The organism is Halomonas almeriensis (genome assembly GCF_030409235.1).
Taxonomy (GTDB): domain Bacteria; phylum Pseudomonadota; class Gammaproteobacteria; order Pseudomonadales; family Halomonadaceae; genus Halomonas; species Halomonas almeriensis.
The window spans coordinates 88,701-108,466 of record NZ_JAUFPO010000004.1; the positions used below are offsets into that span (position 1 = coordinate 88,701).

Annotated in this window: 22 protein-coding genes, 1 pseudogene and 1 riboswitch; of the genes and pseudogenes, 7 read left to right on the forward strand and 16 right to left on the reverse strand. The window is 63.3% G+C overall.

Going from position 1 to position 19,766, the window contains the following annotated elements:
- Positions 1-43: 43 nt before the first annotated feature.
- Together QWY74_RS01920 and QWY74_RS01925 are read right to left on the reverse strand one after the other, a co-directional pair.
- Positions 44-553 (reverse strand): TRAP transporter small permease subunit, encoded by a 510-nt coding sequence (locus tag QWY74_RS01920; protein ID WP_264823770.1) that lies wholly within the window; start codon positions 551-553, stop codon positions 44-46.
- 330 nt (positions 554-883) lie between these two features.
- The gene (locus QWY74_RS01925; protein ID WP_435389107.1) at positions 884-1,339 is read right to left on the reverse strand and encodes a transposase; all 456 of its coding nucleotides are present in this window, start codon (positions 1,337-1,339) and stop codon (positions 884-886) included.
- A gap of 44 nt (positions 1,340-1,383) precedes the next feature.
- Here QWY74_RS01925 and QWY74_RS01930 point away from each other — a divergent pair, with 44 nt between their 5' ends.
- A complete protein-coding gene (locus QWY74_RS01930) occupies positions 1,384-1,818 on the forward strand; it encodes a GMC family oxidoreductase (protein ID WP_264824389.1) in 435 nt (144 codons plus the stop codon).
- Between the two features lie 210 nt (positions 1,819-2,028).
- Positions 2,029-3,093 (forward strand): YeiH family protein, encoded by a 1,065-nt coding sequence (locus QWY74_RS01935; RefSeq protein WP_264823769.1) that lies wholly within the window; start codon positions 2,029-2,031, stop codon positions 3,091-3,093.
- A 249-nt stretch (positions 3,094-3,342) separates the two neighbouring features.
- Here the strand turns inward: QWY74_RS01935 and QWY74_RS01940 are convergent.
- Positions 3,343-4,652: pseudogene (locus tag QWY74_RS01940) on the reverse strand (IS1380 family transposase).
- Positions 4,653-4,813: 161 nt separating this feature from the next.
- Here QWY74_RS01940 and QWY74_RS01945 point away from each other — a divergent pair.
- Positions 4,814-5,134 carry a transposase gene (locus tag QWY74_RS01945; RefSeq protein WP_264823768.1) on the forward strand — a complete coding sequence of 107 codons (321 nt, stop codon included), beginning with the start codon at positions 4,814-4,816 and terminating at the stop codon, positions 5,132-5,134.
- Here the strand turns inward: QWY74_RS01945 and QWY74_RS01950 are convergent.
- The 11 genes from QWY74_RS01950 to QWY74_RS01985 form a co-directional block, all read right to left on the reverse strand.
- Entirely contained in the window at positions 5,116-5,433 is a 318-nt protein-coding gene (locus QWY74_RS01950) for a transposase (protein ID WP_264823767.1), read from the reverse strand. The genes QWY74_RS01945 and QWY74_RS01950 overlap by 19 nt on opposite strands.
- A gap of 91 nt (positions 5,434-5,524) precedes the next feature.
- Positions 5,525-6,262, reverse strand: a complete 738-nt coding sequence (locus QWY74_RS13075) for an alpha-amylase family protein (protein ID WP_435389100.1) — start codon at positions 6,260-6,262, stop codon at positions 5,525-5,527.
- Positions 6,238-7,008: an alpha-amylase family glycosyl hydrolase gene (locus tag QWY74_RS13080; protein WP_435389101.1), complete on the reverse strand. Its 771-nt coding sequence runs from the start codon at positions 7,006-7,008 to the stop codon at positions 6,238-6,240. Before QWY74_RS13080 ends, QWY74_RS13075 begins: the two co-directional genes overlap by 25 nt.
- A complete protein-coding gene (locus QWY74_RS13085; protein ID WP_435389102.1) occupies positions 7,005-7,136 on the reverse strand; it encodes a hypothetical protein in 132 nt (43 codons plus the stop codon). Before QWY74_RS13085 ends, QWY74_RS13080 begins: the two co-directional genes overlap by 4 nt.
- 36 nt (positions 7,137-7,172) lie before the next feature.
- Positions 7,173-7,370 (reverse strand): hypothetical protein, encoded by a 198-nt coding sequence (locus QWY74_RS13090; protein WP_435389103.1) that lies wholly within the window; start codon positions 7,368-7,370, stop codon positions 7,173-7,175.
- A gap of 125 nt (positions 7,371-7,495) precedes the next feature.
- Positions 7,496-8,164 carry a thiaminase II gene (gene tenA / locus QWY74_RS01960; RefSeq protein ID WP_264823766.1) on the reverse strand — a complete coding sequence of 223 codons (669 nt, stop codon included), beginning with the start codon at positions 8,162-8,164 and terminating at the stop codon, positions 7,496-7,498.
- 73 nt (positions 8,165-8,237) lie between these two features.
- A riboswitch (TPP riboswitch) is annotated at positions 8,238-8,381 on the reverse strand.
- Between the two features lie 39 nt (positions 8,382-8,420).
- Positions 8,421-10,334 (reverse strand): glucans biosynthesis glucosyltransferase MdoH, encoded by a 1,914-nt coding sequence (gene mdoH / locus QWY74_RS01965; RefSeq protein WP_264823765.1) that lies wholly within the window; start codon positions 10,332-10,334, stop codon positions 8,421-8,423.
- Entirely contained in the window at positions 10,321-11,865 is a 1,545-nt protein-coding gene (locus tag QWY74_RS01970) for an OpgD/OpgG family glucan biosynthesis protein (protein WP_264823764.1), read from the reverse strand. The genes mdoH and QWY74_RS01970 overlap by 14 nt, the downstream gene beginning before the upstream one ends.
- A 260-nt stretch (positions 11,866-12,125) precedes the next feature.
- Positions 12,126-13,073 carry a lysophospholipid acyltransferase family protein gene (locus tag QWY74_RS01975; protein ID WP_290313665.1) on the reverse strand — a complete coding sequence of 316 codons (948 nt, stop codon included), beginning with the start codon at positions 13,071-13,073 and terminating at the stop codon, positions 12,126-12,128.
- A gap of 3 nt (positions 13,074-13,076) precedes the next feature.
- Entirely contained in the window at positions 13,077-13,454 is a 378-nt protein-coding gene (locus tag QWY74_RS01980; protein WP_264823762.1) for a DUF4870 family protein, read from the reverse strand.
- 87 nt (positions 13,455-13,541) lie between these two features.
- A complete protein-coding gene (locus QWY74_RS01985) occupies positions 13,542-13,922 on the reverse strand; it encodes a VOC family protein (protein WP_264823761.1) in 381 nt (126 codons plus the stop codon).
- A gap of 39 nt (positions 13,923-13,961) precedes the next feature.
- On the opposite strand from QWY74_RS01985, the gene QWY74_RS01990 reads away from it, so the two are divergent.
- The 4 genes from QWY74_RS01990 (at position 13,962) to QWY74_RS02005 (ending at position 18,459) form a co-directional block, all read left to right on the forward strand.
- Positions 13,962-14,600, forward strand: coding sequence for a class I SAM-dependent methyltransferase (locus QWY74_RS01990; RefSeq protein WP_264823760.1), 639 nt, complete (start codon positions 13,962-13,964; stop codon positions 14,598-14,600).
- A gap of 172 nt (positions 14,601-14,772) precedes the next feature.
- The gene (locus QWY74_RS01995) at positions 14,773-16,557 is read left to right on the forward strand and encodes an acyl-CoA dehydrogenase (protein WP_264823759.1); all 1,785 of its coding nucleotides are present in this window, start codon (positions 14,773-14,775) and stop codon (positions 16,555-16,557) included.
- Positions 16,558-16,674: 117 nt separating this feature from the next.
- Positions 16,675-17,448, forward strand: a complete 774-nt coding sequence (locus QWY74_RS02000) for an enoyl-CoA hydratase-related protein (RefSeq protein WP_264823758.1) — start codon at positions 16,675-16,677, stop codon at positions 17,446-17,448.
- 153 nt (positions 17,449-17,601) lie between these two features.
- Complete coding sequence (locus QWY74_RS02005; protein ID WP_264823757.1) at positions 17,602-18,459, forward strand: MOSC domain-containing protein; 858 nt, start codon at positions 17,602-17,604, stop codon at positions 18,457-18,459.
- Positions 18,460-18,465: 6 nt separating this feature from the next.
- On the opposite strand, the gene QWY74_RS02010 is transcribed toward QWY74_RS02005, so the two are convergent.
- Both QWY74_RS02010 and QWY74_RS02015 read right to left on the reverse strand, forming a co-directional pair.
- Positions 18,466-19,131 carry a 2OG-Fe(II) oxygenase gene (locus QWY74_RS02010; RefSeq protein WP_264823756.1) on the reverse strand — a complete coding sequence of 222 codons (666 nt, stop codon included), beginning with the start codon at positions 19,129-19,131 and terminating at the stop codon, positions 18,466-18,468.
- The gene (locus QWY74_RS02015) at positions 19,128-19,748 is read right to left on the reverse strand and encodes a CoA pyrophosphatase (RefSeq protein ID WP_264823755.1); all 621 of its coding nucleotides are present in this window, start codon (positions 19,746-19,748) and stop codon (positions 19,128-19,130) included. The genes QWY74_RS02010 and QWY74_RS02015 overlap by 4 nt, the downstream gene beginning before the upstream one ends.
- Positions 19,749-19,766: the final 18 nt, after the last annotated feature.

Below are 19,766 nucleotides of genomic sequence, written 5' to 3' on the forward strand. Positions count from 1 at the left end.
TCGTTTTCTCGATTTTCTGTTCGGGGCCGGTAGGCCTGCGGGGTTATTGTTCTCGGGAACTTTTGAATACCGTTTTTAAATCCTCCAGAAGTTGCTGCGATGCAATCAGAAGCACGATGATGGCAGACAGTGGAATAATGGCTTTTATCGGGTAGATAGGGATCGGAATTGCTGTGGGAGTAGTCTGTTTGAACTTGTAAGACATGATCGCTGCATCTATTCCCTTCCATATGAGGACACCAAGGAAGGCGAAGGTGAGAATAGATGTCAGAATATCGCAAAGCGCCTTTTTTCGGGGAGAGAAATTGGCGTAGAAAAGGTCTAGCTTGATGAAGGAGCCGTGCTTAAGGGAATAAGCTCCTCCCGCACAGGCAAGAAGTACCATGGCGGCCTGAATGGTAGGGGAAATCCACTGTGAGGCGGAGTTCAAGGCGTATCTCAGAAAGACATCGGTGACGCCAAAAGTCATGCAGTAGAGAATCATTATGGAACCGATGATGCCCATGACCCCGGCCGCTCTATGAGTCAGTCTGTCGAGGATAGTGTGAAGCACTTTACCTGCTCCTCTTTTTATTTATCGTTGGTTGGCCGTGGCCCAAGCTTCGTCTCTTGCATTTTTCTGTGTGGATGCTTTCAGCATTTTTCAAATACACCCTAGAATTGGTTGATCCGGGAGGGATAGTGCCAGTTCAAGGTATTCAATGGCACCAGGGTAGCCCGGATATTGCACCAGCGCTGCGACGTTGGTCTGCTGAGTGACCCGGCCAGCTCGTCACGCCAGTTTTAGCGAATATTGATCATTTTTTGATCGATGTCCCGGCAACAAGGCGCACTGCTCCCTACCCACAGTGTTTATACCGTGCTGCGGACAGCACCGCACCGGTCATCCCGGCACCAGCTTGCAAGCGAGCATACGGAATAGGTCCTGATCGGGGTAGTGACTGCTCAGCATCAGGCGGACGAGACGGGTATTGCGGATTACCGCGCCACCGATCTTCAGCAACTTCAGGCGCAGGGTGGTGACCTGGGCCGTGGCGTAGGCGGTGCGCTTCAGATACACCCGGCGCAGCCGTTCCAGCAGCAGATAGGCCAGGCCGGCCAGCAGCAGCCGGTACTGGTTGGGCCACCCGTCATGGCAGCTGGTGCGATCCGAAAACAACCACTGCTGTTCCTTGATGCGGTTCTCCATGTCGCCGCGCGGGCAGTAGCGATGGTCGTACTGCGGGCTACCATGCAGGTTGGTCACTACGTAGCGGGTGTTGAAGCCCCGATGGCTGGTCTCGGCCTTGACCACCACCTTGCGTCGCGGGCGCTTCCAGCTGTGAGCAGCATAGTGGATGCGGCCAAAGTGGCGCTGCTTGGTCCGCTCGGCCTCCCAGCCGTATCACCAGCCCTGATCCCAGTGTCTACCCTTCGATTCGTGCCAACTATCTCAGCACCGAAGAAGACTGCAGAGTCGCCGTGGATGACATCAATGTCGCGAGACGTATCGCTGGGCAAGCGCCTTTGGTATCGGTCATCACAGAGGAATATGTTCCCGGAGCTCATTATCAGAGTGACGACCCCTTGCTCGAGGCGGCTCGTCAGCATAGCCAGACCATCTACCACCCCGTAGGCACCTGCAAGATGGGCCAGGATGCCATGGCGGTAGTAGATGACAGGTTGCGTGTGCACGGGCTTGATGGGTTGCGTGTGGTGGATGCATCGATCATGCCGGTGATTGTGTCCGGCAATACCAATGCCCCCACCATCATGATTGCCGAGAAAGCCGCCGATATGATCAAGGCAGCTCATTCATCGCATGCGCGTGCCTCCTGATAGAGGGGCTGGCTGGCCTCAAGGCTATCCGGAAACTGGCCCTAATCTCTCTTGTGAAACCCAGGCAGCATGGTGCTCGTGACGGCTGGTACTGCCCGGGATTGATGTCACGCCGAATTTCCCTCTCATGCGTTCATTTTCTCATCAATAAGGGGCGCTCCGTATCAGTGAAAGTGCGGAAGGGCGTCCCGTGACTTGTAAGGTGGCGATATGACTCGTCGAGACGCTGATCGCGCAACCGATATGTCGACCCTCCCGCACAAGCGGAGCTTGCCCCGGAGCCTGGCGCTCCTGCAGAGCATCATGCCGGGGCTAATGATCTGCATCACCATTGCTCTGGCAACCACGTTCATTGCCGACCACTACGGCGGCCCTACATTGCTTTATGCCTTGCTGTTCGGCATGACCCTGCATTTTCTTTCGGAGGAGGGACGCTGTCTGGCCGGAGTAGAATTCGCTGCCAAGCGGGTACTGCGTCTCGGAGTTGCGCTGCTGGGAGTGCGTATTACCATCGAGCAGGTTGCCGAGCTTGGCATCGGACCGGTGTTGACCGTGGTCTGTGGTGTCATGCTGACCATTGCTCTCGGGGCCATACTGGCGCGACTGATGGGCCTCGACAGGGATATGGGGTTGTTGACCGGCGGCTCGGTGGCGATCTGCGGGGCTTCGGCAGCGTTAGCATTGTCGGCGGTGATGCCGCGTCATGCTACCCATGAGCGCAACACCATAATGACCGTGGTGGGTGTTACCACTCTGTCCACCATGGCCATGGTGACCTATCCATTGATCGTCGGTCTGCTGGGTCTGGATGACACCGAGGCGGGCATCTTCCTTGGTGGCACCATCCACGATGTGGCTCAGGTCGTTGGTGCGGGCTATATGATCTCCGAGGGTACCGGTGATGTCTCGACCTTCGTCAAACTGTTACGGGTGGCGATGCTGGTCCCGGCGGTGATGGTCTTCATGTTCCTGTTTCGACGTCACCGCCATGAAGAGGACAGTGGCAAGGTGCCGATGTTGCCAGGCTTCCTGATGGCCTTCGTCGGCCTGGTGGTCATCAACAGCCTTGGCTGGATTCCACCGACTATCACCGAGGGGTTTACCGATCTGTCACGCTGGTGCCTGGTGACGGCCATTGCCGCGCTGGGTATCAAGACCTCCTTTCAGAAGCTGGCCGTGGTGGGGTGGAAGCCGGTGATCCTGATGGTATCGGAGACCCTTTTCCTGCTGCTGTTGGTACTGGCTTGTATCTATTTCGACTTGGCAAGCCTTTGATGCCACCCGTGGAAAGCAAAATGGGATCCCCCGCCATCTCGAGGTTGATAGAAGGCGGGGGATATTCACGTTTTGCCCCTAGCCCGGATATTGCACCAGCGCTGCGACGTTGGTCTGCTGAGTGACCCGGCCAGCTCGTCACGCCAGTTTTAGCGAATATTGATCATTTTTTGATCGATGTCCCGGCAACAAGGCGCACTGCTCCCTACCCACAGTGTTTATACCGTGCCGCGGACAGCACCGCACCGGTCATCTCGGCACCAGCTTGCAAGCGAGCATACGGAATAGGTCCTGATCGGGGTAGTGACTGCTCAGCATCAGGCGGACGAGACGGGTATTGCGGATTACCACGCCACCGATCTTCAGCAACTTCAGGCGCAGGGTGGTGACCTGGGCCGTGGCGTAGGCGGTGCGCTTCAGATACACCCGGCGCAGCCGTTCCAGCAGCAGATAGGCCAGGCCGGCCAGCAGCAGCCGGTACTGGTTGGGCCACCCGTCATGGCAGCTGGTGCGATCCGAAAACAACCACTGCTGTTCCTTGATGCGGTTCTCCATGTCGCCGCGCGGGCAGTAGCGATGGTCGTACTGCGGGCTACCATGCAGGTTGGTCACTACGTAGCGGGTGTTGAAGCCCCGGTGGCTGGTCTCGGCCTTGACCACCACCTTGCGTCGCGGGCGCTTCCAGCTGTGAGCAGCATAGTGGATGCGCCCAAAGTGGCGCTGCTTGGTCCGCTCGGCCTCCCAGCGGATGGCCGATTCATAGTGAATATCGAGTGACAGCTTCTCGAGGCGGCTGTTGGTGGCCAGGCCGACGATATACTCGACGCCATGTCGCTCACACCAGTTGGGGATCATCGGCCGACAGAAGCCACTGTCGCCACGGAAGACGACCTTCACCTCGGGCCAGGCCTGACGCAGGCGCCGGACCAGCAGGGCGAGGATGGCGCCGGCATGGTAGGTCGCATCGCGATAGATCGGGCGCAGGTAGCTGACCAGCAGCTGCTGGCCACAGAAGACGTAGAGAGGAAGAAAGCAGTACCCGTCGTAGAAGCCGGAGAAATGCCGGCCGAGTTGCTCGCCATGCAGGGGGCGTCGGTGGCGTCGACGTCCAGGATCAGGCGCTTCTTCGGCGGCCGTCGAAAGGAGCGGATGAACTGCTCAACGATCTCCTCCTGAATGGCCACCGCCCATTGGCGACTGGCCTGCTGTTCGAAACGACATAGCGTCGATTGGCTGGCCAGCACACCCTCGGTATCGACCGCCGTCTGTAGGGCGATATCACGGCGCAGGGCATGATGATCGTTGAGATCTTCGTAGCCCAGCGCCAGGCCGAAAATCCGCTGCCGAAGCATGGTCTCGGCCCGGTGCTGACAACGGCGAGAGGCGCGAGCATCATCCAGTCGGCGTGCAATGGCGCGAGTCAGGCCCATCTCGCGATCCAGTTGGCGGAGCAGCAAGGCGCCGCCATCGGAGGTGATCTCACCGCCGTCGAAACTGGCAGTGATCTCACGGCCCTTGCAGCGTGGAAAAGAGGTGGTGGACGTGGTACATTTTGTCATGGCGGCTGTTTCGGTAGATTCTTGGTTAGGCTCTTGAATTTTAACCGATTTTCAGCCGCCTTTTTTATGTCTGGTGCAATTTCCGGGCTAGCCGCCCTGCAAGAACTGGTGGCCGATCGGGGTGCAACTGCTGATGCCTGGTTGATGAAGGAGAAGCTTCGGTGGATCCAGCAGGCCTCGACACCGCGTGCTGCCCGCTGGCGTATTACGAACTACCTCAAGGTGTGCGGGAGGCGATCACCGATCAGCCACTGCTGAAGCCCATGGGGAAGGCCCTGACCACGCTTGAACGGCATACCGAGCAGGTCGTGAGGCGCTGGATAACGGGGCTGACCAACGCGCGCCTGGAAGGTATGAATGGCTTATTCCAAGCAGCCCGGCCACGTGCACGCGGCTACCGGAACGAGGTCAACTTCATCGCGATGATCTATCTGATCGGCAGTCCCGTGGGGCGCCTGCTCGATCAGACCAAATCCACATGATGTGACGAAGAACCCTTTTTTAGGATCTCGACCTCCAGCTCCTTGCGTTCCAGCTGTTTACGGAGCTTACGGTTCTCTCGCTCCAGGTCTTTTTGGCTCTTCGAAGGCCCCTGATTGGAGACAAGCTTCTTATCTGGCTTGGTGGTTGACACGTGTTCTCTCCTCCATCGCTCCAGGACACTGGCAGGTACGTCGAACTTGGCTGCGATAGCGGCCTGTGAGTCGGCCGTTTCCAAGGAGCACTGAACCACATGCCGCTTGAATTCGGGCGTATAACGCCGACGTGTACGAAGAATCATGACACCTCTCCTCGTAGTGTAAAGGGATGTGTCTACAAAATCGGGGGCATAGCAGATAGCATTCTTCCTTATTCCTTCTTCCTTATTCGCTTCACCCTGACCCTTCGCTGACCAGCCACAGACTCCGGTAGGGGGCGAGTGTTGCTTCGTGGTTCCAGGGGGCCTGGGCGAGCAGGTCGTGCCACTGGCCGTGGGCCAGTTCCTGGAGTTCGAGTGGCTGGGGCCGGTCGGTGACGTTGTGCACGGCGATTAGGCGGCGGCCTTCAGCGGTCGGGCCGCGTTGCAGGGCGATCAGGCTGGGTGGCGTGTCCAGCACCCGCTGCGGTGCATCGGGGTGGAAGCAGGGCTCTTGACGCCGCGCATCCAGCATCCGGGTCAGCGACTTGAAGACTTCCCGGGTCGGGGTGGCAGGCGTTTCGAGCAGCCATTCGAGCTCGTTTCGCTGCCAGCGGCGGCGATTGATCGAGCGCAGGCGCCCGCTGCGTTCCACGCCTTCCAGGTCGTTGAGGGTCCCCGTCAGCACGTGCAGGTAGATCGCCGGAATGCCGCGCAGGCCGAGCATCAGTTGCTGGCTGCACAGGAAGCGGGGCGTCTGCCAGGCATCCGGCCCGCGACGGTTGCCCTTCATGGCGTCGAACCAGGTGATGTTGAGCTCGTAGGGGGCATCCTCCCCGTCGTCGCGGGTGCGCATGCTGGCGTAGCCGCCGAAGCGGTGCATCAGTTCGACCAGGGCATCGATGTCGTGCTGTGGCAGCCAGCCTTCCAGGGGGCGAACGCCGATGCCGTCGTGGCTTGCCGTGAAGTTCAGGAAGCTGCAGCCCGGGGGCATTTCGGGCAGGCTGGCGTAGCCAGGCCGCCAGGGTGCCGGCCTCGCCACAGGTCAGGGTGTGCAGCAGCAGGGGCGGCAGGGGAAACTGATAGACCAGATGCGCCTCGTCGGGGGATGCATCCCCGCGCCGGTGGCCGCCAGATGAGGCGGATCGACTCGATGATCGTGTTGACACGATGCATCCCCGCGCCGGGGGCCGCCAGCCGATCGAGGCCGAAATAGCTGATGCTTTCCTCGTGGGGCACATTGGTCTCGGTCAGCAGCAGGGCATCGGGGGCGACATGGTCGATGATGGTGCGCAGCAGGCGCACCACCTCGTGGGTCTGGGGCAAATGAATGCAGGACGTAACCACCTGTTTCCAAAGATAGGCGATGGCATCCAGGCGAATCACCCTGGCGCCCTGGTCGAGATAGAACAGCAGGATGCCGATGAACTCCAGCAGCACATCCGGGTTGGCGAAATTCAGGTCGATCTGGTCTTCCGAGAAGGTCGCCCACAGGTGGCGCACTCCGCGCCGGGTCGGCACCTTGACCAGCAATGGCGAGCTGCGCGGGCGCACGACCGCCGAGAGGTCGGTATCCGGGTCCATCTCGATGAAGTAGTCGCGGCCCGGCTGGCTGCCGGCCAGGTAGTCGGTCAACCACAGCGACTCCCGCGAGACATGATTGAGCACCAGGTCGACCCCCAGATCGAAGCGCCGGCCCAGGCGTTGGATGTCATCCCAGTCACCGAGCTCGGCATTCACCTCGCGATAGTGAATGACCAGAAACCGTCATCGCTGCTCCAGGGGAAGAAGAGCAGGATATGCACGCCGCTCAGGGTGTCGCCCAGGTGGCGGTTCAGGAAGTCCTCGAGCACCTGCAGGGGCGGCATGTCATCGGCGACCAGGCTGTCGCCGTAGCTGATCAGCTACTGGTCACGCTGGCTCCACAGGGGCACCGGGACTGTGTCCGGCGTCGATCTGGCCGGGGCCTGGTGAGTCAGCAGGGTTTCCGGGCGGCGCAGGACTTCATCGGCCCGCGGGCCATACAGCATCTCCAGATGCTGGTGGGTGCGGCGCCGAAAATGCGCCGCACGGATCGGTGTGGAATGTGATCTGGGCATCATGGCCGCCACTCTCGCGTCAGGAACCGGAACATCTCATGCAGATAGCATGCCAGCCTACAGGGTGGATGGCATCCGGCTCCCACCAACGCTGGTGTCCGAGAGTGGTGACCTTAGCCTCCGAAGCTTCAAGTGGTCTGGTCGAGGCCCATCTGCCAGAAGTCGATTTCCAGGCGGGTGGCGTCGCGGAAGATCTCCGCCAGCCGAGCGAAACGCGCCGGCGTCACCTCGGCCAGGCGGGCGTCGAGCCAGGCGATCTCGTCGCGCATGGCGGCTTGGAAGTCATCACTCGCGTACATGGCGATCCAGGCCTCGAAGGGATTGGCGTCTCCCCGCAGGGTGCTCGGTCGCGCGTTCAACCAGTTGGCAATCTCGCCGTACCCCACCAGGCAGGGCGCCAGCGCCACGTGCAGGTCGAGCAGGTCGCCGCGGCTGCCGGTGTCCAGCACATAGCGCGTGTAGGCCAGGGTAGCTCGGGCTTCGGGGAGTCTGGCCAGGTCCTCCTCGCTGATGCCCCATTCGCGGCAAAAACCTACATGCAGATCGAGCTCGACGTCGAGAATGGTCTTGAGGCCCTCGAAGGCGTGGCGCAGTTCGGCCAGGTCGTGGCTCTTGTAGGCCGCCAGGGCATAGGCGCGCGAGAAGTGAACCAGGAACAGGTAGTCTTGTTGCAGGTAGTGACGAAAGGCCTCGGGGGCCAGGTTGCCATCGCCCAGCGAACGCACGAAGTCGTGCTCGATGTAGGCGCGCCAGTCTGTCTGGCAGGCGTCGGTCAGATCGTGAAATTGGTAACCCATCATGTCTCCGGTGTCGGGATCCGGCATGTGGGCGCAGCGAAACGAGCGGGCAGGACGACCGGTATCAGCGGCACCGGGCGCTGCGCTTGATTCCCTACGCCGGTTTACGGGCGACCATGGGTCGCCGCCACCCGGATCAGGTTCCACGGGATCAACGCTGTGCCCCTGAGGGCGAGCGTCATCTCAGCCGGTGTAACCGGCACCCCGTCAAGCGAGAGCCTCTACTCTAACACCTCGTCGAGGCTTGAACAGGGGGTCAGGGGCCAGTGGCGGACTCCTTCTTTTCACCCGGTGCCAGAGACCAGTCGCCGGCAAAGGATTGCAACGGCATGGCGCGGCGGTATTCCGCGGGCGGCGGCGTTAGCTCGGCCGCGTCCTCCAACGGAGCCTGACCGGCCAGGTGGCTCAGCACGGCGGGGATCGAGGTCTCGCTGGGCACCAGCAGAAGGCCGCGTCGGCGCAGGCGTTGGCCGATGGTCAGGCTGCTGCTGAAGCGTACCAGGGGTGCGGCGAGCAGCAGGCCCAGCCAGATGGGCGTCAACCACCAGAAGAAGCCGGGGGTGTACCACCAGGTCACGCCTGCCCAGATGGTGCCCACCAGAGTGCCGGGCCAGGTGTAGCGAATGGCGTCCCGCCAGGGCAGGGCGCGCCCCTCGCGGGGCTGGGCATTCCAGGCCACAGTGCGGCCGCACAGCACCTCCACCACGAAACGGCTGTGAAAGACCATCATCAGGGGCGCGATCAGGATGGCGAACAGGGCTTCCAGGAGGGCGCTGGCGAGCAGTCGGGCGCGCCCGCCGAACGCTGCCGCCGACTGTCGCCAGACCAGGGCCACGCCGAGCACCTTGGGCATCAGCAGCATCGCCAGGGTGCCGCCCAGCAAGGGCATGATGAGATTGGGCGGAGAGATCGGCCAGTCCGGAAACAGCTGGGCGTCGGAGGTGAAGAAGTTGGGATCGATCAGTGCATGCAGCAGCGCATCGGCGGTGCTGACGACGAGTATCGCCAGCCATACCAGGGATGACAGGTAGGCCAGGGCACCGCACAGGAAATGCACCCGGCTGACCATGTGCAAGCCGCTGCCGCCCAGCAGTCGCAGATGCTGCAGGTTGCCCTGGACCCAGCGGCGATCGCGCTTCGCGTAGTCGAGGATATGGCTCGGCATCTCCTCGAAGCTGCCGCCCAGGTCGGTGCGCATGCGCACCTCCCAGCCCGCGCGGCGCAGCAGGGCGGCCTCGACGAAGTCGTGGCTTAGGATATCGCCGCCCAGCGGAGGCCGGCCGGGCAATTCGGGCAGGCCGCAATGGGCGGTGAAGGCCGCGACGCGCAGGATGGCGTTATGACCGAAGTAGTTGGCGGCATCGGATTGCCAGAAACTTAGACCGGTGGCCAGCATGGGCGAGTAGACGGCGGCGGCGAACTGGTTGGCGCGCCCGAACAGGCTGTCCTGGCGAACCGGGATGGGCACGGTCTGCAGTATGCCTAGGTTCGGGTTGGCTTCCATCTGCGCTATCATCTGGTGAATGGTGTCGCCGCTCATCAGGCTGTCGGCATCGAGTACCAGCATGAAGTCGTAATGGGCGCCCCAGCGCTCGCAGAAGTCCCCGAGGTTGCCTGCCTTGCGTCCGGCATTGCTGTCGCGGTGGCGGTAATGCAGCCGGCAGTGGTCGGCCAGTCGCTGTTGCAAGGCTGCCATGGCTGCCTGCTCGCGGGCGATGCAGTCGGCATCGGTGCTGTCGCTGAGCACGAAGGCCTCGATGCGTCGCGCGGCGGTCTGAGGCGGCAGGTCACGGCAGGTGGCCTCAAGGCCCGCCGCCACGCGTTCGACATCCTCGTTGTGGATCGGCATGACCAGGGCCGTGACCGAGTGGGCCGTGTCCGGCGGTTGGGGTTCGCCGGCCCGGGCCAGGCTGAGTGGGTCGCGGTGCATGATCGACAGCGCAAAACCGATAAGGCCACTCCAGAAGGCGACCGCAATCCAGCCGAAGGTCACCGTGAACAACGCCATCACCGCCAGTTCGAGTGGCGTCAGGCCGCCGACATGGAGAATGCGGAACATGGTCCACAGGCCAAGCATCGTGGTGGCGGCCACCAGCAGCGCGAAAATCAGCCGCCGGGTGCGCCGGAAGGGGACAGGAGCCACCATGGCCCGGGACTCAGCGGCGCTCATCGGGATACCAGACATAATTCCAGGTTTCGGTCAGCGGCTGGCCGCGCAGCGTCAGCTTCAGTCGCATGTCGGCCGGCGTGCCTTCCTCCGGGGCGAGCCGGAAGCTGGCGCGCCAGGTCTTTCCATCGGGCAATTGCTGTACCCACTGCTGAATGATCTCGCCATTCGAGGTGGTCAGCTGTGACTCGACCGGCTGGTCGGCCTCGAGTCCCTCCAGGGCGGGGCCCCGGAAATCGACGATGAAGAGCCGCTGGCTGGGCGGCGGCGGGTCGTCCTGTCCCGGTAGTGCCGCCCAGCCCTGACGGCTGCGAATGACGTGGCCGAGCTGTTGGTCGGGTAGCGTGGCGCCGAAGGTTTGCAGCCGATAACGATAGCTGCGCGATTCGCCGGCTTCGAACGGTTCCTGCGGCACCCAGTAGGCGGTGATGTTGTCGTTGGCTTCACTGTCCGAGGGAATCTCGACCAGCTCGACCTGGCCCTCGCCCCAGTCACTCAGTGGTGTGACCCACTGACTGGGGCGTTTTTCGTAGCGTGCCTCGGCATCCAGGTAGCCCTCGAAGTGGCGCGGTCGCTGCACCAGCCCGAAGCCCTGGGGCGAGGTATCCTGAAAACTCGAGATATGCAGTTTTTCGGGGTTGCTCAAGGGCCGCCAGATGCGCTCGCCCTGGCCGGAGTGTAAGGCCAGACCGCTGGAGTCATGCACGCGCAGGCGGTAATCGTCGGCCGGATAGCCGCCCAGACCACCATACATGAACATGCTGGTCAGTGGCGCCATGCCGAGCTTGTTGACATCCTCGCGGGCGAACAGCCTGGCGTGCGTGTCGACGATCGTCTGACGGCCGGGCTCGATGTCGAAGCGGTAGGCGCCGGTCACCGAGGGACTGTCGAGCAGGGCCATGACGGTCATCCGGGTGGCGTCGGGCTCGGGCTTGACCAGCCAGAATTCGCGAAAGGCAGGAAACTCCTCGCCCTGGGGTTCCGCGGTGTCGATGGCCAGGCCGCGCGTGGACAGTCCATAGCCCTGGCCGCGGCCGATCATGCGGAAGTAGGAGGCGCCCAGGAAGACCATGAACTCGTCGTGGTATTCGCCGCTGTTCAGTGGGTAGTGAAGCCGAAAGCCGGCATGGCCTAGGTCGTCGAAGTCCCGCTCGGCCAGGTGCTCGACAGCTTCGTCATAGCGAAAACGTGACGTATCGAAGGGCAATGGTCGCGCCTCGCCGTCGGGTTCGACCAGATGAATGTCGACCGGTTTCTCATAGAGAAAACCGGGGTGGAACAACTGCACCTCGAACAGCCCCTGATCGCGCCAGATGGCGTGCTCCTGGCGAAAGCGTATCTGTCGATACTGATCGTAATTCAGCTCGGACAGCGCTTCCGGAATTTCCGATCCGGCGTCTTCATAGGGCTCGCTGGCCAGTGTCTCTGCTCGCTTGGCAACGCGGTCGAACAGCTCGCTGTGCGATGAGGCGGCGGCGTCCAGCGCCACCAGGCTTCCCAGCGCCATGGCCAGGATCTGCTTGGGCAACTGCATGTTGCGCATCTCCATGGGGTCCCGCCGGCACTTCCCCGCGCAAGCCGGTCCAGGAGGTGGTGAGCATGCCGGAGCGTTGTTGTGATGTCCCCGGCTCTACACTATGTCGGGTCCTGCACCACGCCGACCATGGCGCGCCTGTCGGGCCAGGAGCGGCTATGTTGCGCAGGAATGATCGTGAGGATCCAATATCTCGTCACCTTTGTCGACAATATCGCACAAAGGTTCCACGTCCTGACTGCATCCCCTTGGCGGGGGCTTCAGCGGTACAGGCGGAACTGTCGCCACTCCGGCAACTGCTGTTCCTCTTCCGGGGTCTTGCGATAGCGCTTGTATTCCCATTGGTACTGAGCCGGGTCCAGCGCAATGGCTGCCTCGACACTGGCATTGACGCCGGCGGCCGAGCGGCTTTCGTCGCTGTCCTGAACACGCTCGTCGGTGGCCAGGAAGTGGATGGCGAAACCGCGACCGGGCAGGCGTCGCGCTACCCCGGTCACCACCCTGGCATCGGTACGCGCCACCAGCTTGGGCAGCAGGGTGGCGGTATAGGCCTGTCGACCGAAGAAAGGCGCAAAGACACCGCTGCCCCAGTTGGGTTCCTGGTCGGGCAGGATCCCCACCGCCTCGCTGCGCTTCAGCGCCTTGAGCAGGGCCGCCACGCCGCGAGGATTGGTGGGCACCAGGCTGGCGCCCTGACGCTCGCGTCCCTGGCGGATGATGGGGTCGAGGGCGGCCAGCTTGGGGGGGGCGTACATGGCGGTGAAGGGAAAGTGGCTGGACAGCCAGAAATTGAGGATTTCCCAGTTGCCGAAGTGCGGAGCCAGCACGATGACGCCTCGCCCTTGCCGGCGCGCCTCGTCCAGCAGTTCACGGCCGTGTACCTCCTGAATCGAGGAGGCGACCCGCTCCGGCGCGCCGCGCCAGGCGAAGCCCAGTTCGAGCATGGTCGCGCTGGAATGGGTCAGGCTGTCCCGGGACAGCCGTTGGTACGCTGACTGACTCAGGTCGGGATAGGCCTGGGCGAGGTTGATGCGGGTAACTCGGCGTTCGCGCTTGCTCAGGCGCTCCACCAAGGGCCCGGTCAGGCGGGCCAGGCGCCACAGTGAGGCAGGGCGCCAGCCGGACAGGCCCTGCCACAGCGTGGCGATGGCGCGGCTCTGCCAGTCATGACGGGGGGCCGAGTCGTGGGAAGGTCTGGGATCAGCCATGCATCACACCAGCCAGGTATCCACGTTGTCCGGCTTACGTTCTTCCTGGAGTCCTTTGAAGCCCTTGACGCAACGAATGACCAGCCAGATGACGGCCAGCAGCCAGGTCAGAAAGCCGATCAGAATGAAGGTCAGCAGGCCCGAAACGGCGAAATACACCAGGCCCATCCAGAAAGTGCGGATCTGATAACGGTAATGTTCGTCGAGCCATTGCGGCCCCTGGCCACGATAGACATAGGCCATGACCACGCCGACCAGCGCGGTCAGCCCGCCGGTGACGATGCCCGCCAGCAGCAGCGCATAGATCACCATGGTGATAGTGGTGTCGGGCTTGGGTGAATCTTCAATGACCGTGGGGTCCTGAGCACTGTTGTCGTTCATGCGTCATCCTTGAAGGGGAGTGAATGGGAAAATGTTTGACCATGATACCTGCCAGCTCCAGTGATGCCAGTCGCGTCACCCGGGCCTTCAGCGTGCCGGTCGGCAGATTTCTAGCAGGTTGCCATCCGGGTCGCGCAGGTAGAGGGACTCGATCTCGCCGGTGGCGCCCTGGCGCGTGACGGGCCCCAGCTCTATGTCCACCGACAGGGCATGCAGGTGATGCTGGACTTCCTGCAGCGGCAGGCGGCTGCGCAGGCAGAGGTCGAGGCTGCCGGGGGTCGGGGTGGCCGCCCGCGGCTCGATATCGGTGGCAGTCCAGTGCAGCCGAAGTGCCATGTTGCCCAGCATCAGGTCGACACGTTCCTGGTCCCGGTAGCGCACATCGAGTCCCAAGACGCGCGTGTAGAAGTCCACGGCTCGTGAAATATCGGTCACGGTGATGACCAGATGATCCAGACCTGACAGCATGAAAGTCTCCTTGAGTGTTGTCCCTGACCAGAGAATACGATGATGCAGACGTGTCCGCTATGCGCTTCTCCCGATACCAGCGGCTATCATCGTGATAAACAACGCGATTATCTGGTCTGTGGACAATGTTCGCTGGTGTTCGTGCCGGCATGGCAACACCTTTCGGCGGCCGAGGAGAAGGCCGTCTATGACCTCCATGACAATCATGACGCGGATTCTGGGTATCGGCGCTTTCTCGACCGGCTATGCACGCCGCTGCGGGAGCGCCTGCCGGCGTCGGCTCGGGGGCTGGATTTCGGCTGCGGGCCGGGGCCGACCCTGTCGCTGATGCTCGAGGAAGCGGGGCATCGAATGGCGCTCTATGACCCCTTCTACGCCACGGACGACGCGGTCTGGCAGTGTCAGTACGACGTCATCACGGCCACCGAAGTCTTCGAACACCTCGCGCACCCGGGCGCCGAGATCGAACGTCTGGTCGCGCACCTCGATGCCGGTGGCTGGCTGGGGGTGATGACCAAGCGCGTGCGCTCCCGAGAGGCCTTTGCCTCCTGGCATTATATCCGCGACCCGACCCATGTGGCTTTTTTCGCTGATGCCACTTTCGCGTGGCTCGGGCAACGCTTCGGCCTCAACGTCGAGCTGGTCGATGCCGATGTGGTGCTGATGCAGAAGCGTTGATCGACCGTCTGTCGGTTAGCGCGCCGGTCAGCGGGTCGGGCCACCACCGCGCCATGAGGTGCACATTGTCTATTTGGATGAGCCGCCGATGGCCGGTGCGACCTAGGCCTAATGGTCGCGTGGCTGTCGTGACCCTAAGCTCGGGGCACCATCTATCCGCCAAGGAGTCTGCATGACCCCCTATACGCCGCCTCTGCGTGACCATCGGTTTATTCTGCATGAAGTGCTGGAGCACCAGGTGTTATCGCTACCCGGCTTCGAGGAAGTCGACGCCGACCTAGTCGAGTCCGTGCTCGAGGAAGCCGGGCGCCTGGCAAGCGATGTCTGGGCGCCGCTCAATGCCCCGGGCGACCACCAAGGCTGTCGACGGGATGCGGATGGCAGGGTGAGCGTGCCTGAGGGGTTCGCCGAGGCGTATCAGGCCTATGCCGAGGGTGGCTGGAACGGCATCGGTGTCGACCAGGCCCATGACGGCCAGGGCCTCCCCGAGGTGGTGGCCAGCGCCGTCCAGGAGATGTTGCATGGCGCCAACATGGCTCTGGCGCTGTGCCCGATGCTGACCGCCGGCGCCATTGAGGCGCTGATCCAGCATGGCGACGACGCGCTATGTGCCCGCTATCTTCCACCCCTGGTCGAGGGCCGCTGGACCGGTACCATGAACCTGACCGAACCCCAGGCCGGCTCCGATCTGTCACAGGTGCGTACTCGCGCCGTGCCGGGGGAAGTGGCAGGCGAGTATCGGCTCATCGGCCAGAAGATCTACATCACCTGGGGCGAGCACGAGCTGGCCGAGAATATTCTGCATCTGGTGCTGGCGCGTCTGCCCGACGCGCCCCGGGGCAACAAGGGCATCTCGCTCTTTCTGGTCCCCCGACGCTTGGTCGACGAGCAGGGCAACCCCGGCGAGCTCAATGATGTCACCTGCACCGGGCTGGAGCACAAGATGGGCATCCATGGTTCACCGACCTGTTCGCTCAGCTTCGGCGAGCACGGCGGTGCCATCGGCTATCTGGTGGGCGAGCCGGGGCGTGGCCTGAACCAGATGTTCACCATGATGAATGCGGCACGTCACAAGGTTGGCATCCAGGGCATCGGCGTGGCCGAACGGGCCTGTCAGCAAGCGCTGGCACATGCCTCGGAGCGCCGTCAGGGGCGCCGCGGCGGCCAGGACTGCGTGATTGCCGAGCATTACGACGTCAGGCGCATGCTGATGTCGATGCGCTCGCGCACGGATGCCCTGCGTGCCCTGGCGTTGGTCTGTGCCGCGGAAATGGATAACGCCCGCCACGGCGTGGATGGAGCAACCCGCCAGCAGGCCCAGGCGCGGGTCGATGTTTTGATTCCGGTGGTCAAGGCTTTTTCCACCGACCAGGCCGTGGATATTGCCTCCCTGGGCATTCAGGTGCATGGCGGCATGGGCTACATCGAGGAGACCGGGGCGGCCCAGCCATGGCGTGATGTGCGCATCGCGGCCATTTATGAAGGCACCAATGGCATTCAGGCGCTGGATCTGGCTGGGCGCAAGCTGTCGCGTGATGACGGCGCGACCCTGGCGTCTTTTATCGATGAAGTGGACGCCACGGCCGCGGCGCTGATGGCTCATGCACGGCTCTCGGCCCTGGGCGAGAGTCTCGCGGCCGGTGCCCAGGACCTGCGGACGGCGATGCGTGCCGTGCTGGATGCCGGGCGTGATACCGCCCACGGCGAGGATGCCATCCAGGCCCTGGCGACGCCCTTCCTGTCGCTATCGGGGCATGTGCTGTGTGGCTGGCAGATGGGGCAGGCCGCTTTGGTGGCCGATGCCGCCCTGCAGGACGGCAGCCAGGATGCCTTCTATACCGCCAAGCTGGCGGCGGCGGATTTTGCGCTGCGCCATTGGCTACCCCTGGGGCGGGCTCAGCGTGCGGTTATCGACGCCGGGCTGGATGCCCTGAGCCAGGACTCCAGCGCCCGTTGAGTCCTGGCCGGCAGCTGGCACACGGCGATTGCCGTCCGACCAGGCCTTCGCTAGGGTAGGTAGGGCGGCTTTCCAACAGGCCCTTCACGGCGGCCTCCGACAACCTGAGGAAGCAACATGAGCGATACCCTTATCGAGGTCCAGGACCATGATGGCGTGGTGCGCCTGACTCTCTCCCGTCCCCGGGCCCTCAATGCTTTGAACAGTGACTTGATCGCCGAACTGGAACGGGTCCTGGTGGACCTCGAGTCCCGTTCTCATTTGCGCGCGGTGCTGATCACCGGAGCGGGGGACAAGGCCTTCGTGGCCGGCGCGGACATCACCGAGATGCGCGACAAGACGCCCCAGCAGGCGCGTGAGTTCGCCGCCGGGGCCCAGGCCACCATCAAGCGCCTCGAATCGCTGCCGGTTCCGGTGGTCGCGCTGGTCAACGGTTTCTGCCTGGGCGGTGGCTGTGAACTGGCGCTGGCCTGTGACTGGGCGGTGGCCAGTGACAATGCTGTGTTCGGCCAGCCGGAGGTGCAGCTCGGTGTGATTCCCGGCTTCGGCGGTACTCAGCGGCTGCCGCGGCGGGTCGGGCCGGCCATGGCACTCGATCTGGTGACCACCGGCCGCAAGATCGATGCTGCGGAAGCCCTGCGCATCGGCCTGGTTAATCGCGTCATGCCCCAGGGTGAGCTCGAGGATTATGCCGTGGAGCTGACCAGCCAGTTGGGCGGTAATGGTCCCCAGGCAGTCCGCAGCGCCAAGCAGTCCGTTCACGAGGGCATGGACCAGGATCAGGACACAGCCCTTTCGCTCGAAAACAGCCTGTTCGCGCTGTGCTTTGCCGGTGAAGAGCAGACCGAAGGCATGACGGCCTTCGTGGAAAAGCGCAAACCGTCGTTCTGATGTCGTCGGCTGTTGCATCCTGCGGGCGTGGCTCACTCGTTCCCCCCCCCCTTCAGTCGGCCAGGGTAATGCCATTCCACGACGCCGCGGTCCGGCCGCCGCTGCCCCGTATCTCTGTGGACTTTCCGTAATGCGCCACCGCAAGGAGGTAAGGTGCAGATCACGCAACTCCATATCTACCCGGTCAAGTCCCTGCGGGGCATTGCGCTGGACCAGGCCATCCTGACCGAGCGAGGCCTGGCCTTCGATCGGCAGTGGATGATCGTCGACGATGACAACCGCTTCGTGACCCAGCGCGAACTCGCTGCCATGGCCCAGGTGAGGGTTCGCCTCACGCCGGATGCCCTGGTACTGGAGCATGATGCCGTCGAGGAGCCGCTGTCGGTGGCCCTCGAACCCGAGGCGTCGGCGCCGCGACTCGAGGTGCGCATCTTCAAGGATCAGTGTGAGGCCATCGATGAAGGCCCCGAGGCGGCGCGCTGGCTGACCCGGGTGCTGGGTCCGCTCGGCAGCAGTGGACTGCGCCTGGTGCGTTTCCCGGATGAGGCCAGACGCGCCATCGAGCCCGACTATCTGCGCGGAGAAAAGGCCCATACCGGCTTCGCCGATGGCTATGCCGTATTGGTCACGTCCGACGCCTCGCTGAGTGCTCTGAATACCCGGCTGGCCGAGAAGGGCGAAGGGCCCGTGCCCATGAGCCGCTTTCGTCCCAACATCGTGGTCGCCGGCGGCACGGCCTTCGACGAACGCCAGTGGGATGATATCCAGCTGCAGGCAAGCGGTGTTCGACTGGGCCTGCGCAAGCCCTGCAAGCGCTGCAAGATCATCACCCAAGACCAGCGTAGCGGTGAGGCGCCGTCACCCAAGGAGCCCCTGAAGACGCTCGCCGAGATGGATACGCAGCCGGGCTGGAAGGGGGCCTTCTTCGGTCAGAATGCCATCCCGCTGGCCGGTGTGGATGCTGCCCTGCGGGTCGGCGATGTGCTGTCCGTGATGCGCCGCGACCCCTGACCCGAATCAGCGTGCCGGGTCCACCAGGCCACCCAGGGAGGCGTTGCGGCGAAACCAGCCGGCGATGCTGGCGCGTGGCCGGTACGTGGGCAGGACTTCGTGGGGAATCGTCTCGGCCATGAAGCATACCAGGGTGCCGGCTTCCGGCAGGACGCGGGCCACTTCGCGGTCATCATTGGGCGAGTAGATCACCATCTCGCCACCGCCATCCGACGGCCAGTCAGGCGTCAGGTAGCCGACGGTGGACACGATGCGGTTGGCGCGCCCCTGAAAGCTGTCCAGGTGACGCCGATAGAAGCTGCCCGGTGGATAGCGTGCGAAATGCGCCTCGTACTCGAAGAGGCCCAGAAACAGCGCCTGATTCAGGGCTTGCTGCAGCTCTGCCATGGTCTCCAGATAGCGCCGCTGTGCCTGACTCTCGCGGTCCAGCCAGTAGATGGCGTCGCCGCGGACATCGCGGCGCAGATGGTGCTGGTCGCCGCGTCCGATCCCGGCGGCCACCAGCGCATCACGCCGGGTCTTGTCGTCGAGTTCGGCGAGCAGCGATTGGCACAGGGCATCCGGTAGAAAATCGCGGCCGACATACCAGCCTTTCTCGACCAGACCGTCGATTAGCTCGTCCACGCGCTCATGGGCCAGCGGCGGCTGGCCCGAGGAACAGGGACCTGTCATGCCATGGGTTCTCGGCGCAGCGTGTGATGTTGCAGTGGCCCCGCCGGTTGCTGGAAGAGGCTGATCGACATGTTGAAGCCCCTGGCCAGCAGGTCGACTAGCATTATCGAGGACAGCCCCCAGATGGTGTGCTCGCCCTGGCGGTAGCTGGGCACGTAATGATCACGCCCGTCGACAGGGATGACATCGGTATGGGTCCGGCGATCCTCGAGGAAGTGCCGCAGCGGCACTTCGAAGATGGCATCCAGCTCGGCGGGGTCCGCAGTCAGCGGCAGGTCGGGCGGAATGGCTCCCACATAGGGGGTGACCAGGATGCCATGCAGCGAAATGACGTCTGAGAGCCGGCCCAGAATCTCGACCCGGTCACTGGCCAGGCCGATCTCCTCGCGGGATTCGCGCAGCGCGGTGGCCAGCAGGTTGGTATCACCGGGTTCACGCTTGCCGCCGGGGAAGGCGACCTGGCCGCTGTGGGTGGCGAGGTGGGCGGCGCGGCGCGTGAACAGCAGTGTCGGTTGAGCGCGAGTCACCAGCGGTATCAGTACGGCAGCCTGCGGCAGGTCGAGTCCCAGGCGTCGGGGAGGCTGCGCTTGCAGGCGCTCGCGAAGTTTCTCTAACATGGGCTTTCCGTCGAGTTT

Excerpts from the sequence above, each read along its gene's own strand:
- QWY74_RS01935 (WP_264823769.1), top strand. The coding sequence starts at position 2,029 with ATGACTCGTCGAGACGCTGATCGCGCAACCGATATGTCGACCCTCCCG.
- QWY74_RS01950 (WP_264823767.1), bottom strand. The coding sequence starts at position 5,433 with ATGATTCTTCGTACACGTCGGCGTTATACGCCCGAATTCAAGCGGCAT.
- QWY74_RS13075 (WP_435389100.1), bottom strand. The coding sequence starts at position 6,262 with ATGCCCCCGGGCTGCAGCTTCCTGAACTTCACGGCAAGCCACGACGGC.
- QWY74_RS13085 (WP_435389102.1), bottom strand. The coding sequence starts at position 7,136 with ATGCCGCCCCTGCAGGTGCTCGAGGACTTCCTGAACCGCCACCTGGGC.
- QWY74_RS13090 (WP_435389103.1), bottom strand. The coding sequence starts at position 7,370 with ATGATGCCCAGATCACATTCCACACCGATCCGTGCGGCGCATTTTCGG.
- tenA (WP_264823766.1), bottom strand. The coding sequence starts at position 8,164 with ATGGGTTACCAATTTCACGATCTGACCGACGCCTGCCAGACAGACTGG.
- mdoH (WP_264823765.1), bottom strand. The coding sequence starts at position 10,334 with ATGAGCGCCGCTGAGTCCCGGGCCATGGTGGCTCCTGTCCCCTTCCGG.
- QWY74_RS01970 (WP_264823764.1), bottom strand. The coding sequence starts at position 11,865 with ATGCAGTTGCCCAAGCAGATCCTGGCCATGGCGCTGGGAAGCCTGGTG.
- QWY74_RS01975 (WP_290313665.1), bottom strand. The coding sequence starts at position 13,073 with ATGGCTGATCCCAGACCTTCCCACGACTCGGCCCCCCGTCATGACTGG.
- QWY74_RS01980 (WP_264823762.1), bottom strand. The coding sequence starts at position 13,454 with ATGAACGACAACAGTGCTCAGGACCCCACGGTCATTGAAGATTCACCC.
- QWY74_RS01985 (WP_264823761.1), bottom strand. The coding sequence starts at position 13,922 with ATGCTGTCAGGTCTGGATCATCTGGTCATCACCGTGACCGATATTTCA.
- QWY74_RS01990 (WP_264823760.1), top strand. The coding sequence starts at position 13,962 with ATGATGCAGACGTGTCCGCTATGCGCTTCTCCCGATACCAGCGGCTAT.
- QWY74_RS01995 (WP_264823759.1), top strand. The coding sequence starts at position 14,773 with ATGACCCCCTATACGCCGCCTCTGCGTGACCATCGGTTTATTCTGCAT.
- QWY74_RS02000 (WP_264823758.1), top strand. The coding sequence starts at position 16,675 with ATGAGCGATACCCTTATCGAGGTCCAGGACCATGATGGCGTGGTGCGC.
- QWY74_RS02010 (WP_264823756.1), bottom strand. The coding sequence starts at position 19,131 with ATGACAGGTCCCTGTTCCTCGGGCCAGCCGCCGCTGGCCCATGAGCGC.
- QWY74_RS02015 (WP_264823755.1), bottom strand. The coding sequence starts at position 19,748 with ATGTTAGAGAAACTTCGCGAGCGCCTGCAAGCGCAGCCTCCCCGACGC.